This is a genomic window from Pseudomonas neuropathica, assembly GCF_051174785.1.
Taxonomy (GTDB): Bacteria; Pseudomonadota; Gammaproteobacteria; order Pseudomonadales; family Pseudomonadaceae; genus Aquipseudomonas; species Aquipseudomonas neuropathica_A.
In genome coordinates, this window is the sequence record NZ_CP195111.1 from 3,497,501 (window position 1) to 3,510,128 (window position 12,628).

Genomic DNA, 12,628 nt, shown 5'->3' on the forward strand with positions numbered 1-12,628 from the left:
ATAAAAGGTACTCCGGGGATAACAGGCTGATACCGCCCAAGAGTTCATATCGACGGCGGTGTTTGGCACCTCGATGTCGGCTCATCACATCCTGGGGCTGAAGCCGGTCCCAAGGGTATGGCTGTTCGCCATTTAAAGTGGTACGCGAGCTGGGTTTAGAACGTCGTGAGACAGTTCGGTCCCTATCTGCCGTGGACGTTTGAGATTTGAGAGGGGCTGCTCCTAGTACGAGAGGACCGGAGTGGACGAACCTCTGGTGTTCCGGTTGTCACGCCAGTGGCATTGCCGGGTAGCTATGTTCGGGAAAGATAACCGCTGAAAGCATCTAAGCGGGAAACTTGCCTCAAGATGAGATCTCACTGGAACCTTGAGTTCCCTGAAGGGCCGTCGAAGACTACGACGTTGATAGGTTGGGTGTGTAAGCGCTGTGAGGCGTTGAGCTAACCAATACTAATTGCCCGTGAGGCTTGACCATATAACACCCAAGCAATTTGCATGCTTCAAGCTGAAAAGCGAGAGAGCACCAGATTGCGGTGTGTGAAGACGAAATGAACCGAAAGTTCGAAAGACTCACAAAGCACCAGCTGTCACATACCCAATTTGCTGAAGCGAGGCCATCTGGCCACGACTCGGTACCCGAATTTCTTGACGACCATAGAGCGTTGGAACCACCTGATCCCATCCCGAACTCAGCAGTGAAACGATGCATCGCCGATGGTAGTGTGGGGTTTCCCCATGTGAGAGTAGGTCATCGTCAAGATTAAATTCCGAAACCCCAATTGCGAAAGCAGTTGGGGTTTTGTTTTAGTAGAAGCAACCGTTTTTGCTGGCTTGTTACCGTGTTGACGAGCCAGATACAGAATTTCTTGACGACCATAGAGCGTTGGAACCACCTGATCCCATCCCGAACTCAGAAGTGAAACGATGCATCGCCGATGGTAGTGTGGGGTTTCCCCATGTGAGAGTAGGTCATCGTCAAGATTAAATTCCGAAGCCCCTGTCTGCTAACGCAGACAGGGGTTTTGTCATTTCAGGGTTCACCAAATCTTTGATCAAACGGCTTTACGTGCCTTGCTGATACGTCGAGCCTGCCATTTGCGCCACCAGATGTAGACGCCAGTCCCCGATAAGCCCGCTATCAGAATACCTAACGCCGCGATCATCACTTGCCCGGTAACACCAATGATCCGTCCGCCATGTATCGGCAACTGCAACCGATAAAACCGTTCTCCCAACGTTCCCTGCCCTGCAATTTCCTGCCCTAACAATCGCCCATCCGTACCATGAAAGAACAACCAGGATTTGCCATGTGCTTCGGTGTCATGCTGTCCAAACCCTGCGCCGTAGAAGTTGTACTCAAAGCTGTAATACAACTCCCCGATCGCCGCTGTCAGTCCTAACCTTTTCCCCTCCTGTAATGCCCTCTCGTACGCCTGTTGATAACTCAATTGCGTCATCCCCAGCTCTGAAGGAGGCATTCGCCCTCGAGCCTCATAGACGCTCGGCTCAATCGGTGAAAACAACGAAACCGCAGGCTTGAATACCTGGCTCGGCAAGTTCATGGCGACGCTGCTGACAGCGATCGGCAGGAGCAACAACCACAGCCACAACCCCCCGGCGCGATGTAGATCGAAGTTGAGCCGATAGGCATGCCCACCCTTCACCTTCCAGGCGGTCGACCACTTCTTCCAGAATGGCTTTCCTCGCGGCAATGTCAGCCACAGCGCAACGAAGCAATCGATCACCCAGGCAATCGCAACCAAGCCCATCAACAACAATCCCCAATTACCCGGCAACGTCAGGTTGTAGTGGAATTCAAGAATGAACGGGACAAAATTCTCCCGCTGAAAACAGCACTCCCCCCAATACCTCTGGCCCTTTTGTTCAGCACTCACCGGATCCAGATAGAACGCCTGATTACGTTCAGCGAATGGCTGGCCGGTCCCCGGATCGTTACGCGGGACCATCGCAAGCAACGCGGTGTGGCCCGCCTCATTCGGGTACTCCATGTACCAGACCTGCAACTTTGGATGGGCACTCTGCACGGCATCAACCAAATCACCGGGCGGCAGTCGCTCACCCACTGCAGACGCCGCATAAAACTGCGGATTCAACCATTCATCCAGCTCATGATTGAACGCCAGAATGCTTCCCGTGACCCCGGCAAGCAGCAGAAAAACCGCGGTGGCCAAGCCGATATAACGATGCAACAACACCAAAAACGCACGCATTGGAATTTCTCCACAGAAACGACAAAGCCAGCCCCTGAAACATCAGGGGCTGGCTTTTTTATGCACCGGACAAAGGCTTAGAACTGGTAGCTGACCGTTGCCGCGACGTTGCGCTCTTCGCCCATGTAGCAGAAGTTCAGGCTGGCGCAGGAGGCGACGTAGGACTCATTGGTCAGGTTGTTCGCATTCAGACGCACATCAACGCCCTTTAAACCGACCTTGCCCAAGTCGTAGCCAATCGAGGCATCAAACAACGTGTAGGAAGGCACCTTCATCGTGTTTTCAGCATCTGCCCAGCTATAGCCGACATACCGCACGCCGCCGCCCAGACGCAGGCCATCGAGCGCCGCACTGTCGAACTTGTAGTCCGCCCACAATGACGCCATATGCCGCGGCGCCTGCGTTGGTGAGTTGCCTTTGTTCTCGATCACATCGGTCGGCGTGCTCAACGTACTGACCATCGACTTCGAGTATTCGATGTCGGTGAAGGTGTAGCTGCCGAGGACTTTGAGGTTGTCGGTCAATTGCATGTGCGCTTCCAGTTCCAGGCCCTGAGAGCGCACGGCGCCTACCGCGCGATAGAAGTTTTCCTGCGGCAGTTTGGTTGCCAGGTTCTTCTGATCAATGCGGAACAGCGACGCGGTGAACAAGTTGTCGGTCCCTGGCGGTTGATACTTCAAACCGGCTTCCCACTGTGTGCCGTCGGTAGGCGCCAAAGGATTGCCGGCGCTGTCGGCATAAGAGTTCGGATTAAACGATTCGGAGTAGCTGATATACGGCGCGAGTCCGTTATCGAACAGGTACAGCGCACCCGCACGGCCAGTGAGTTTGGTGCGGCGATCATTGATCTCTGTGCCAACCGGACGTCCGGCTTCAGCGATACGGTTTTCGTCCGAAGTCTCGACCCAGTCCTGACGCAGGCCCAGCGAGAAGCGCCACTTGTCCATCTCGATCAGGTCTTGCAGATAAATCCCGGTCTGCTCCAGACGTCGCAGGTAACTGGTCTCGCCGTACATATCGATGGCCGAGTTGCCGTACACCGGGTTGAACGCATCGATCGGTGCGAGACCGCCACTGGTCCAGTCGACCACAGTTTTGCGCCGCTGATAGTCAGCGCCCATCAGCACGGTGTGTTTGGTCGCACCGGTAAAAAATTCGGCCTGGAGCATGTTGTCGACGATGAACGCATGCAGACGCTCGTCACCACCGGTGTAGTAGCGGTTCAGTTCGTTGCTGGTCGGCGAGGTCCAGCCATAGGCGTAGACCTGATCCATGTTCACTTTGGAGTCGAGGTAACGGAAGTTCTGGCGTGCGGTGAAGACATCGTTGAAGCGATGTTCAAATTGATAACCGAACGATTGCTGATCACGCGAATAACCATCGACGCCCGGCTCCCCTTCGAAGAAGTGTGGCGAGATACGGTTGCCGTTACGCTGATGAATCGTGCCGTCGGCCGGCACACCGCCGTGGTAGCCGCCATCCGGATCGTGTTGCAGGTAAGCCTGCAGTGTCAGCGAAGTGTCTTCACTGAAATCGATGCTCAAGGTGGGTGCGAGGGCGAAGCGCTTTTCCTTGTTGTGGTCGAATTGCGTGTCGGACTGATCCGTCAACCCGATCAGACGATAGGCAATACGCTTGTCGTCATCGACCGGACCGCTGAAGTCAAACCCGACCCCGCGCTGACCCTGCGTACCGACTGTGGCTTGCACCTGATGGTAAGCCTCGTACAGCGGTTTTTTGCTCGTCAGTGCCACCAGGCCGCCTGGCGAACTGCGGCCGTACAGCACCGACGACGGGCCCTTGAGAATGTCCACGCGCTCAAGGAAATACGGATCGACCTGCATGGTGCTGTAAGTGCCGCTGTCGCCCATCGACTTGAGGCCGTCGAGGTAAATATTGTCCACCGAGCCGTCGTTGAAACCGCGCATGGCCACATAGTCGTAACGGTGAGTGGCGCCGTAGGGATTGGTCAGCACGCCGGGGGTGTAGCGCATTGTTTGTGAGACAGTCTGCGAACCCTGGTCGTCCATTTGCTCGCGAGTGACCACGGACACGCTCTGCGAAGTTTCCAGCAACGCGGTACTGGTCTTGGTGGCGATCTGGCTGTGGGTGGCGTTGTAGCCGTCCATGCTGCCCAAAGCATTGCCGAGGGCGAAGCCTTTGATGTCGGTGGTCGGCAGGGCCAGCGCTTCGGTTTCAGCGAGCGGACGCAGGACGTAGCTGCTGCCATCCTGGCTGACCGCTTCCAGGCCGGAACCACCGAGCAAATGGCTTAGCGCCTGATCAGTTGAGTACTCACCTTGAACGCCCGGCGATTGCCGACCCTGAGTTTGCTGCGGGGTCATCGACAACGTGATGCCAGCCTGACGAGCAAATTGATTCAGCGCCTCACCGAGAGGGCCCGCAGCAACAGTGTAGCGATGGCTGACTTCACCGCCAGCGGGAGTAGCCGCCATGCTCCAGGAAGGCATCACACCAACGCCCAATGCAGTCGAAAACAGCGCAGCGCGAATGGCGTGGCGCAGCAGTCCCGATTCGGCAGTGAAATTCAGAGAGTTCTTACAGGTGGCGCGGACAGTCATTGTAGGTTTCCGTAGGCAGTCGCGAAGGCTGAGTTGAAGTGCTTACTGACCAAGCCGGACTGGCTGCAAAAACCCGCCAAAAAAAATTTCAGACCGCACGCTCCAGGGTCACCCACCAGCGGGTGCGATAGCGCAATTGCACCGGCAACGTCTGCGGCAGAATCGCCAACAGTTTGTCGGTGTCTTCCAGACGGAATACGCCGGACAGTCGTAACTCCGCCACTTCCGGCGCACAGTTCAGAAAGCCCTGACGATAACGCGCGACTTCGGCGATAAAGTCCCCCAGACGCATGTTGCGCGTGACGATCAAGCCATCGACCCAGGCGCCGGCATCCATATCCAGCGTCGGGGCCGGGCGTACCTGGTGGTGGTCGATCAGATAACTCTGCCCGGCGAGTGCCTCTACCAAAGTGCCGCCGGCGTGGATGGCAACCTGGCCATGGGTGACGCTGAGCCGTGTGCAATCATTGTCCTGACGCAGGATGAATCGGGCATGGACCGGCTCATAAGTGCCGTGACGGTTTTGTACCCGCAGCGGCCGATCAGACGGCGCGCCCTCGTCGGAGCCACCACACGTGACGATGATTTCACCGCGAGTCAGCTTGATCAGGCGCTGTTGCGCCGTGTAATCGAGATCCACTGCACTGGCAGTGTTCAACTCGATCCGGGTACCGTCCGGCAACTGGAAGCCGCGCCGCTCGCCCGTCTCGGTGGCGTAATCGGCACTCCATTGCTGCCATGCGGCAGTGTCCTTGGCCAGCCAGGCGGCGGAGCCCATCAGCAAGGCGCCAGACAATAGCTTCAAAGCCTGTCGCCGACCTAAACCCTGCGCACTGTTTTCCAGGGTGTTGAACGCCACTTGCGCACCGGGCACCGCACGCAGGTTATTGCTCAACTCGGCTTGCAGCGACTGCACCCGCTGCCAGGCCAGTTCGTGCTCATGGTGTTCGGCGCGCCACTGTTCGCACTGGTGATTCAAACGTGAATTGCCATGGTTGTTACGCAAGCGCAGCAGCCAATGGATGGCTTGTTTGACCACTTGTTGCTGTGGCTCTGAACGGCGCCCGAGTGCGGCGTTATCCACAGGCATCAGCTTTCGTACCGCAACAGATAGCAGTGATACAGCGCATCGGCGACGTAACGCTCAACCGAGCGCAATGACAGGCCCATCTGCTCGGCGATCTGCTTGTGGGTCAACCCTTCGCACTGCGCCAGCAGAAATGCCTGACGCACTTTCGGCTTCAGTCCTTCAAGCATCCGCGCAATGCTCTCCAGCAGTTCGATCACCAGCGCCCGGGCTTCGGCACTCGGTGTTTCGGCTTCGGGCAAATGGGCGATGGTTTCCAGATAGGCGCGTTCGATTTCCTCGCGACGCCAATGATCAATCACCAGACCACGCGCGATGGTGCGCAGAAAGGCGCGAGGTGCTTTGAGTTCGAGGCGTTCGGTGCGTTGCAGCAGGCGGACGAAGGTGTCCTGAGCCAGATCCGCTGCATCCGCCGCATTACCCAGCCGCGCGCGCAGCCAAGCGTTGAGCCAGCCGTGATGACTACTGTAAAGCGCCTGTACAGCGAACTCAGGTGAGGACATGAACGCGAACGTCACAAATGATAATTAGTCGCATTGTCGGTAAGGGTTGCAGAATTTGCAACTGCCGCTCGAACATTGCTCCTGAAAAACCTCACAGCGAGCGCTCTGGCACGCCGTTCGGCGGGAATCCACCAGAAATGCCATCCATTTCCCGCACAACCCTAAGATTCCTCCGACACGTGCCGACAGACTGGTGAGACATGCGTGCACCAAAGTAGAGCGGCCAGAAGAACGCTGCCTGCGCTGTACATGGAATGTTGCATCCGGAACGCATCCCCACTTTTGGCATAAGAAGTCCCATGAAATGAATCTCAAGTTCAGCCATAAAATCCTGTTGGCCGCCTCGGGCGTCGTGGTCCTGGCGTTCGCGCTGTTCACCCTCTACAACGACTACCTGCAGCGAAACACCATTCGCCAGAACCTTCAGTCCTCCGTGCAGCAGGCCGGTGATCTGACCGCCAGCAGCGTGCAGAACTGGATGAGCGGGCGGATTCTGGTGCTGGAAAACCTCGCGCAAAACGTCGCCCATCAGGGTAAGGATGCCGATTTTCCGGGCCTGGTCGATCAGCCGGCCTTCACCTCGAACTTCCAGTTCACCTATGTCGGTCAGGCCAACGGTGTGTTCACCCAGCGCCCTGACGCGAAGATGCCGGACGGCTACGACCCGCGTCAGCGTCCTTGGTACAAACAAGCCGTGGTTGCTGACAAAACCATGCTGACGCCGCCGTACATGGCTGCCGTTGGCGGGCTGGTGGTGACCATCGCCATGCCGGTGAAAAAGAACGGCGAGCTGCTCGGTGTGGTCGGTGGTGACCTGAGCCTGGAAACCCTGGTGAAGATCATCAACTCGGTGGACTTTGGTGGCCTCGGCCATGCGTTTCTGGTCAGTGCCGACGGTCAGGTGATCGTCAGCCCGGACAAAGATCAGGTGATGAAAAACCTGAAAGACATCTACCCGAACACCAGCGTACGCATCGAGAAGGGCAACCAGAACGTCGTGCTCAATGGCCAGGAACGAATCCTGTCATTCACCCCGGTCAGCGACCTGCCGAATGCGCAGTGGTATATCGGTCTGTCGATCGATCGCGACAAGGCCTACGCCGCACTCAGCCAATTCCGCACCTCGGCGCTGATCGCGATGTTCGTTGCCGTGGCTGCGATTGCCTTGCTGCTGAGCCTGTTGATCAACGTGTTGATGCGTCCGCTGACCACCATGGGCCGCGCGATGCAGGACATCGCTCAGGGTGAAGGCGATCTGACCCGTCGTCTGGTGGTTGAGAGCAAAGACGAATTCGGTGAATTGGGCAGCGCATTCAACCAGTTCGTTGAACGGATTCACGCGTCGATTTCCGAAGTGTCGTCGGCAACCCGCCACGTACATGATTTGTCGCAACGCGTGATGGCTTCGTCCAACGCCTCGATCGTCGGCTCCGATGAACAAAGCGCGCGCACCAACAGCGTGGCTGCCGCGATCAACGAGTTGGGCGCCGCCACTCAGGAAATCGCCCGCAACGCCGCCGATGCTTCGCAACATGCCAGCGGCGCGAGCGAGCAGGCTGATGACGGTCGTCAGGTGGTCGAGCAAACCATTCTGGCGATGACCGAGCTGTCGCAGAAGATCAGCCTGTCGTGCACGCAGATCGAAACCCTGAACGCCAGCACCGACAACATCGGCCACATCCTTGATGTGATCAAAGGCATCTCGCAGCAGACCAACCTGTTGGCGCTCAACGCCGCGATCGAAGCCGCCCGTGCCGGTGAAGCCGGACGTGGTTTTGCGGTGGTGGCGGACGAAGTGCGAAACCTCGCGCACCGCACCCAGGAATCGGCCGAAGAGATCCACAAAATGATCACCTCGCTGCAGATCGGTTCGCGCGAAGCGGTGACCACCATGAACGCCAGTCAGGCGTCCAGCGAGCAGAGCGTTGAAGTGGCCAACCAGGCCGGTTTGCGTCTGGTCAGCGTGACCCAGCGCATCGGTGAAATCGACGGCATGAACCAGTCGGTGGCCGCGGCGACCGAAGAGCAGACCGCCGTGGTGGAAACCCTCAATGTCGACGTTAACCAGATCAACCTGCTGAACCAGCAGAGCGTCGCGAACCTCAATGAAACGTTGAAGGATTGTGATGCGTTGTCGCAGCAAGCCAATCGCCTGAAGCAATTGGTCGACAGCTTCAAGATCTGATTTTTCAGATTGCAGACCGCGTTATCGTTCTTCGCGAGCAGGCTCGCTCCCACAGGATTTTTGGTTGAACACGACATGTGTGAACACCCAATACCCTGTGGGAGCGAGTCTGCTCGCGAAAGCGGTGGTGCATTCACCGCAAAGCCGAAGCCTTAAACAAACAGCTTCAGCACATTCCCCATCGCATCATCCGCAAACCCCTGCACAAACTCCTTGAAGCCCGGCAACGCCTCCTCACCGCCCGAAGCCGGCTCGGCAATGATCGTCCACGTCGCCCGAGACTTGCCTTCACCCTGCGATTCGACATTCATCGCCGCCCACAGATTCGCCACTCCCAACGTGTTGTAAATCGTTGTCCAGGTCATGCTCCGCGCGTGTTCATCGCGGGAGTTGAGTTGCTCGACCACCACATTGCCATCCTTGAAGCATTTTTTGCGCAGCGAAGACACGCCCTCGCCGATTGTTTCGATGTGCGACAGCGCCGGTATGAAACGGTCGAATCCGCCGAAATCGCCGACCACCGCCCAGACCTGCGTCGCGTCCGCTGGCAGTTCAACCGACGACACTACGTGGCAGCCATGCGGGTTTTTGATCAGGGTATCGGGTTGCAGAGTGCTCATGGTGTTGCTCCTTTTGTTGGATCAGATGAAGTTGATTTCTTTCAGGTAGTCGCAGCCGCGACGCAGCAGCGCCGGGGATTTCTGCGGGTAGTGCGCGCCCATCTGCTGCACGCCGGCTTCAGCGTTGGCGTGGCCGATCAGGGAGATGTCGCCGATGTCTTCTTCAAAGCCGTTGAGGTAGAAACCGAGCACGCCGAACAGCGCGTTGTCGGCATCGACGCGGCCCAGTTGCTGCTGCCAGTCGGTGACGCTGACCAACGCGAACTCGCTGCCGGTTTCGCGGAACGAAGCGACGTAGGCGTCCCAGCTCAAAGGCTCGGGGTTGTGCAGGTTGAACACCGCGCGGTCGGGTGAATAACGGCTGGTGTGGAAGGCGATGAAGCGGGCGAGAAAGTCCACTGGCATCAGGTCGAAATTCAGCGCGAACGCCGGTACCTGGCCGAGCTGAATCGAGCCTTTGAGCATCAGCATCAAACGATTTTTGTGTGGCTGACAAACGCCGCTCAAACTGTTGAAACTGATGTTGCCGGGGCGGTACAGATTGACCCGCACACCGCGCTCCCGCGCCCGTTCGAGGATGCGCTCGCCGACCCATTTCGACAGGTTGTAACCGTTGCGGATGTAGATCGGTGGCGTCGGCGCGGCGGGCAGTTCCAGCACCCGTCCCGCGTCGTCGACCGTGCTTGAGGCCGACAGTGTCGAGACGAAATTGAAAACCTTTTTGCTCTGCCCTTCGCACAAGCGCAGCAGCGCGAAAATCGGCTCGACGTTGTCCGCCGCCAGCGACTCGTAATCGAGTACGTGGTTAACGTTGGCAGCGTTGTGCACCAGTGCGCCGAACTCACGATCGAGGCGCTGATAATCGTCGTCATCCAGGCCCAACTGCGGACGCGTTATATCCGCCGCGTAAACCCGCACGCGACTCAGATCCAGGTGCTCAAGACGGTTTTCCCGCAGTGACTCGGCAAAGCGTTGCGCCGCCGTTTGCCCGCCGCCATCGCGCACCAGGCACGCCACTTCGCTGGCGCCCCAACCGAGTAGCGCCTCGACGATGTGCACGCCGACAAAGCTATTGGCGCCGGTGACGATGACCTTGTGCACATCGCCCATGCGGCTGATCGGCAGTGGATCGATTTGCAGCGCACGCTCGGCGTCGGCCATGGCCTGAGCGCTGAGTACGGCGCTGTCATCAGTGCCGCGCACCAGCGTTGCCAGTTTGATGATGGTCGGCAGTTCGATGAAGCGATTGATCGAGATGCTGCGGCCGAACTCCTCACGCAAACGCAGCAACATGCGCGACAGCAGGATCGAATGGCCACCGAGATTGAAGAAGCTTTCGTCGGTGGAAATGTCGCTGGTCGGCAACTCCAGCAATTCCGCCCAGATTTCCAGCAACAGTGCTTCATCGGCATTCGCCGGCAGACATTTTGGCCCGCTATCCTGCACATTCACCGGCAGTTCCAGCAGCGCTTTGCGGTCGACCTTGCCGTTGCTGGCGAACGGCATGCTTGGCAGTTCAGTCCACGCCACGGGTTGCATGTAGTCCGGCAAAAACTGCCGGGCGTGGGCCTTCAATGCTGCGCGCGCGGTGTCCGATTGCGGCTGGGCGAGGAAGGCCAGAATGCGCCGCTGAGGGTCGATCACCACCGCCACTTGTCGGTACAGCTGGCTCTCGCGCAGGCAGCGTTCTATTTCTTCCGGCTCGACCCGGAAGCCACGAATCTTCACCTGGTTATCGCGCCGCCCACACAGCTCGATACCGTGCTCGCCCCACCTGGCCATGTCGCCGCTGCGGTAGGCGCGCAGCGTTTGGCCGTCCGGCAGATCCAAGGTTAGATAACGTTCGGCAGTCTGCTGAGGATTGTTGAGATAACCGAGGCAGACACCGGGACCAATGATGAACAATTCGCCGACGGTGTTCTCCGGCACCGGTTGCAAATCATCATCGAGAATCAGCACCTGACTGTTGGCGATCGGCGCACCGAGGCTGCGGTTGCTGTCACCCGGTGTGAGCTGGCGTGCGGTGATCAGCACGGTGGCTTCGGTCGGTCCGTAAAGGTTGTGCAGCGTGCCCTGACGGGTCAGTTGCTCGATGACGAATGGCTCGCAGACATCGCCGCCGGTCATCACTTGCACACCCTCCAACTGCTCCAGCGGCAGGATGCTCAACAGCGCTGGCGGCAGGAATGCGTGGGTCAGTTGCCATCGGCGGATCAGCGCGATCAGTTGCAGCGGATCGCGCCGTTGGGTGTCGTCGGGCACTACCAGTTCGGCGCCTTCGAGCAGGGTCGGAAAGATGTCAATCAGCGACGAATCGAAGCTCAGCGACGAGAACTGCAAGACTCGACTTTCTGCCTGCAACTGCACGTAATCGGCGTACCACGCGGTGAAGTGTGCAAGGTTGGCCTGACTGAGCAGCACACCCTTCGGATGCCCGGTAGTGCCCGAGGTGTAGAGCGCCATACACGGCGCTTCCAGCTCGGGACGTCGACGCATCAGCGGTTGGCTGAAATCGGCATCAGCGCTGTCGATGTCGCTGACGTTTAGTCCAGCCATGGTTTGGCTGAGTGGATGCTCGCCGTCATGCAGCAACAGCAACGCACCAGCGTTTTGCAGAATGTATTGCTGACGCTGCACCGGATGGCTCGGTTCCAGCGGCAGGTACACCGCGCCGCTGCCGAGGACCGCTAGAATAGAGGCGAACAACGCCGGGCTTTTCGGCAGGCAGATGCCGACCACCCAAGGTTGCGGATGTTGCTCGAGCAAAGGCAGCAATTGCTGTTGAATCGCGCGACTGTGGTCGTGCAACTGGCTGTAGCTGAGCGACTGTTCGCCAAGGTGCAGCGCCGGGCGTTCGGCGTGGCGAATCAGGCTCTGTTGCAGACGCTCGATCACTGGCACCTGCGCCTGTTTCAGCAGCGCCACATTCGCGGTGTCGTTGCGCTGATGGACGTAAGCCAGATTGTCGAGAAACAGCAGGTTTTCCATCCGCTCGAAATCCGGCGCCGGCACAGATTCGGCCTGCTGAAGATACTCAGCGTCACGGGAGAAGCGGCTGACCAGCAACGCCACTTCGTCCACCACCTGGGTCAGCACCCGCTGTCGCAATGCCTGACCGTTTCCCGATGGCTCATCGGCAATCGGCACGCGGCTGATCAGTGACGAACCAAGGAAGCACAGCAAATCGAGTGACGGCAAACCGCCAAGGCTCTGCACGCCAACACCCAAACGCAGATGCAGATGCGGGATCGCGCAGAAGTCGCCAGCGCCAATGAAGCCATCGTCGATGATCAAATCCACCGTCGATGCCGCAGCACCGCTGCGCTGCAAGGAGTGACCGTGTTGTTCCAGTTCCTGCGCCAGGTCGGTCATGGCCTGGCTGGCGCCAATCAGCAAAATGTCGAGACGTTTCATGTCGGC

At 58.4% G+C, this 12,628-nt stretch carries 7 protein-coding genes and 3 rRNA genes (1 of these 10 only partly in view); 4 read left to right on the forward strand and 6 right to left on the reverse strand.

Annotated elements, in window-relative coordinates:
- The 3 genes from ACRRSD_RS16010 to rrf (ACRRSD_RS16020) form a co-directional block, all read left to right on the forward strand.
- Nucleotides 1–475, forward strand: a 23S ribosomal RNA gene (locus tag ACRRSD_RS16010) (it extends 2,419 nt beyond the left edge of the window).
- A 169-nt stretch (nucleotides 476–644) separates the two neighbouring features.
- Nucleotides 645–760 (forward strand): 5S ribosomal RNA (rrf, locus tag ACRRSD_RS16015).
- 105 nt (nucleotides 761–865) lie between these two features.
- Nucleotides 866–981 (forward strand): 5S ribosomal RNA (rrf, locus tag ACRRSD_RS16020).
- 71 nt (nucleotides 982–1,052) lie between these two features.
- Here rrf (ACRRSD_RS16020) and ACRRSD_RS16025 read toward each other — a convergent pair.
- From ACRRSD_RS16025 to ACRRSD_RS16040, 4 genes are all read right to left on the reverse strand, one after another.
- Nucleotides 1,053–2,231 (reverse strand): PepSY-associated TM helix domain-containing protein, encoded by a 1,179-nt coding sequence (locus tag ACRRSD_RS16025; protein ID WP_435034252.1) that lies wholly within the window; start codon nucleotides 2,229–2,231, stop codon nucleotides 1,053–1,055.
- 77 nt (nucleotides 2,232–2,308) lie between these two features.
- The gene (locus tag ACRRSD_RS16030; protein ID WP_435034253.1) at nucleotides 2,309–4,813 is read right to left on the reverse strand and encodes a TonB-dependent siderophore receptor; all 2,505 of its coding nucleotides are present in this window, start codon (nucleotides 4,811–4,813) and stop codon (nucleotides 2,309–2,311) included.
- Nucleotides 4,814–4,901: 88 nt separating this feature from the next.
- Nucleotides 4,902–5,903 (reverse strand): FecR domain-containing protein, encoded by a 1,002-nt coding sequence (locus ACRRSD_RS16035; protein WP_435034254.1) that lies wholly within the window; start codon nucleotides 5,901–5,903, stop codon nucleotides 4,902–4,904.
- The gene (locus tag ACRRSD_RS16040) at nucleotides 5,903–6,403 is read right to left on the reverse strand and encodes a sigma-70 family RNA polymerase sigma factor (RefSeq protein ID WP_435034255.1); all 501 of its coding nucleotides are present in this window, start codon (nucleotides 6,401–6,403) and stop codon (nucleotides 5,903–5,905) included. Before ACRRSD_RS16040 ends, ACRRSD_RS16035 begins: the two co-directional genes overlap by 1 nt.
- Nucleotides 6,404–6,707: 304 nt before the next feature.
- Between ACRRSD_RS16040 and ACRRSD_RS16045 the strand changes: the two genes are divergently transcribed.
- Nucleotides 6,708–8,588, forward strand: coding sequence for a methyl-accepting chemotaxis protein (locus tag ACRRSD_RS16045; RefSeq protein WP_077570036.1), 1,881 nt, complete (start codon nucleotides 6,708–6,710; stop codon nucleotides 8,586–8,588).
- A gap of 152 nt (nucleotides 8,589–8,740) precedes the next feature.
- On the opposite strand, the gene ACRRSD_RS16050 is transcribed toward ACRRSD_RS16045, so the two are convergent.
- Nucleotides 8,741–9,208 (reverse strand): SRPBCC family protein, encoded by a 468-nt coding sequence (locus tag ACRRSD_RS16050; protein WP_435034256.1) that lies wholly within the window; start codon nucleotides 9,206–9,208, stop codon nucleotides 8,741–8,743.
- A 21-nt stretch (nucleotides 9,209–9,229) separates the two neighbouring features.
- Nucleotides 9,230–12,622 carry an amino acid adenylation domain-containing protein gene (locus ACRRSD_RS16055; RefSeq protein WP_435034257.1) on the reverse strand — a complete coding sequence of 1,131 codons (3,393 nt, stop codon included), beginning with the start codon at nucleotides 12,620–12,622 and terminating at the stop codon, nucleotides 9,230–9,232.
- Nucleotides 12,623–12,628 lie beyond the last annotated feature (6 nt).

What these genes read in the sequence shown, in the direction of transcription:
- ACRRSD_RS16045 (WP_077570036.1), top strand. Translation starts at nt 6,708, where the DNA reads ATGAATCTCAAGTTCAGCCATAAAATCCTGTTGGCCGCCTCGGGCGTC.
- ACRRSD_RS16050 (WP_435034256.1), bottom strand. Translation starts at nt 9,208, where the DNA reads ATGAGCACTCTGCAACCCGATACCCTGATCAAAAACCCGCATGGCTGC.
- ACRRSD_RS16025 (WP_435034252.1), bottom strand. Translation starts at nt 2,231, where the DNA reads ATGCGTGCGTTTTTGGTGTTGTTGCATCGTTATATCGGCTTGGCCACC.
- ACRRSD_RS16035 (WP_435034254.1), bottom strand. Translation starts at nt 5,903, where the DNA reads ATGCCTGTGGATAACGCCGCACTCGGGCGCCGTTCAGAGCCACAGCAA.
- ACRRSD_RS16040 (WP_435034255.1), bottom strand. Translation starts at nt 6,403, where the DNA reads ATGTCCTCACCTGAGTTCGCTGTACAGGCGCTTTACAGTAGTCATCAC.
- ACRRSD_RS16030 (WP_435034253.1), bottom strand. Translation starts at nt 4,813, where the DNA reads ATGACTGTCCGCGCCACCTGTAAGAACTCTCTGAATTTCACTGCCGAA.
- ACRRSD_RS16055 (WP_435034257.1), bottom strand. Translation starts at nt 12,622, where the DNA reads ATGAAACGTCTCGACATTTTGCTGATTGGCGCCAGCCAGGCCATGACC.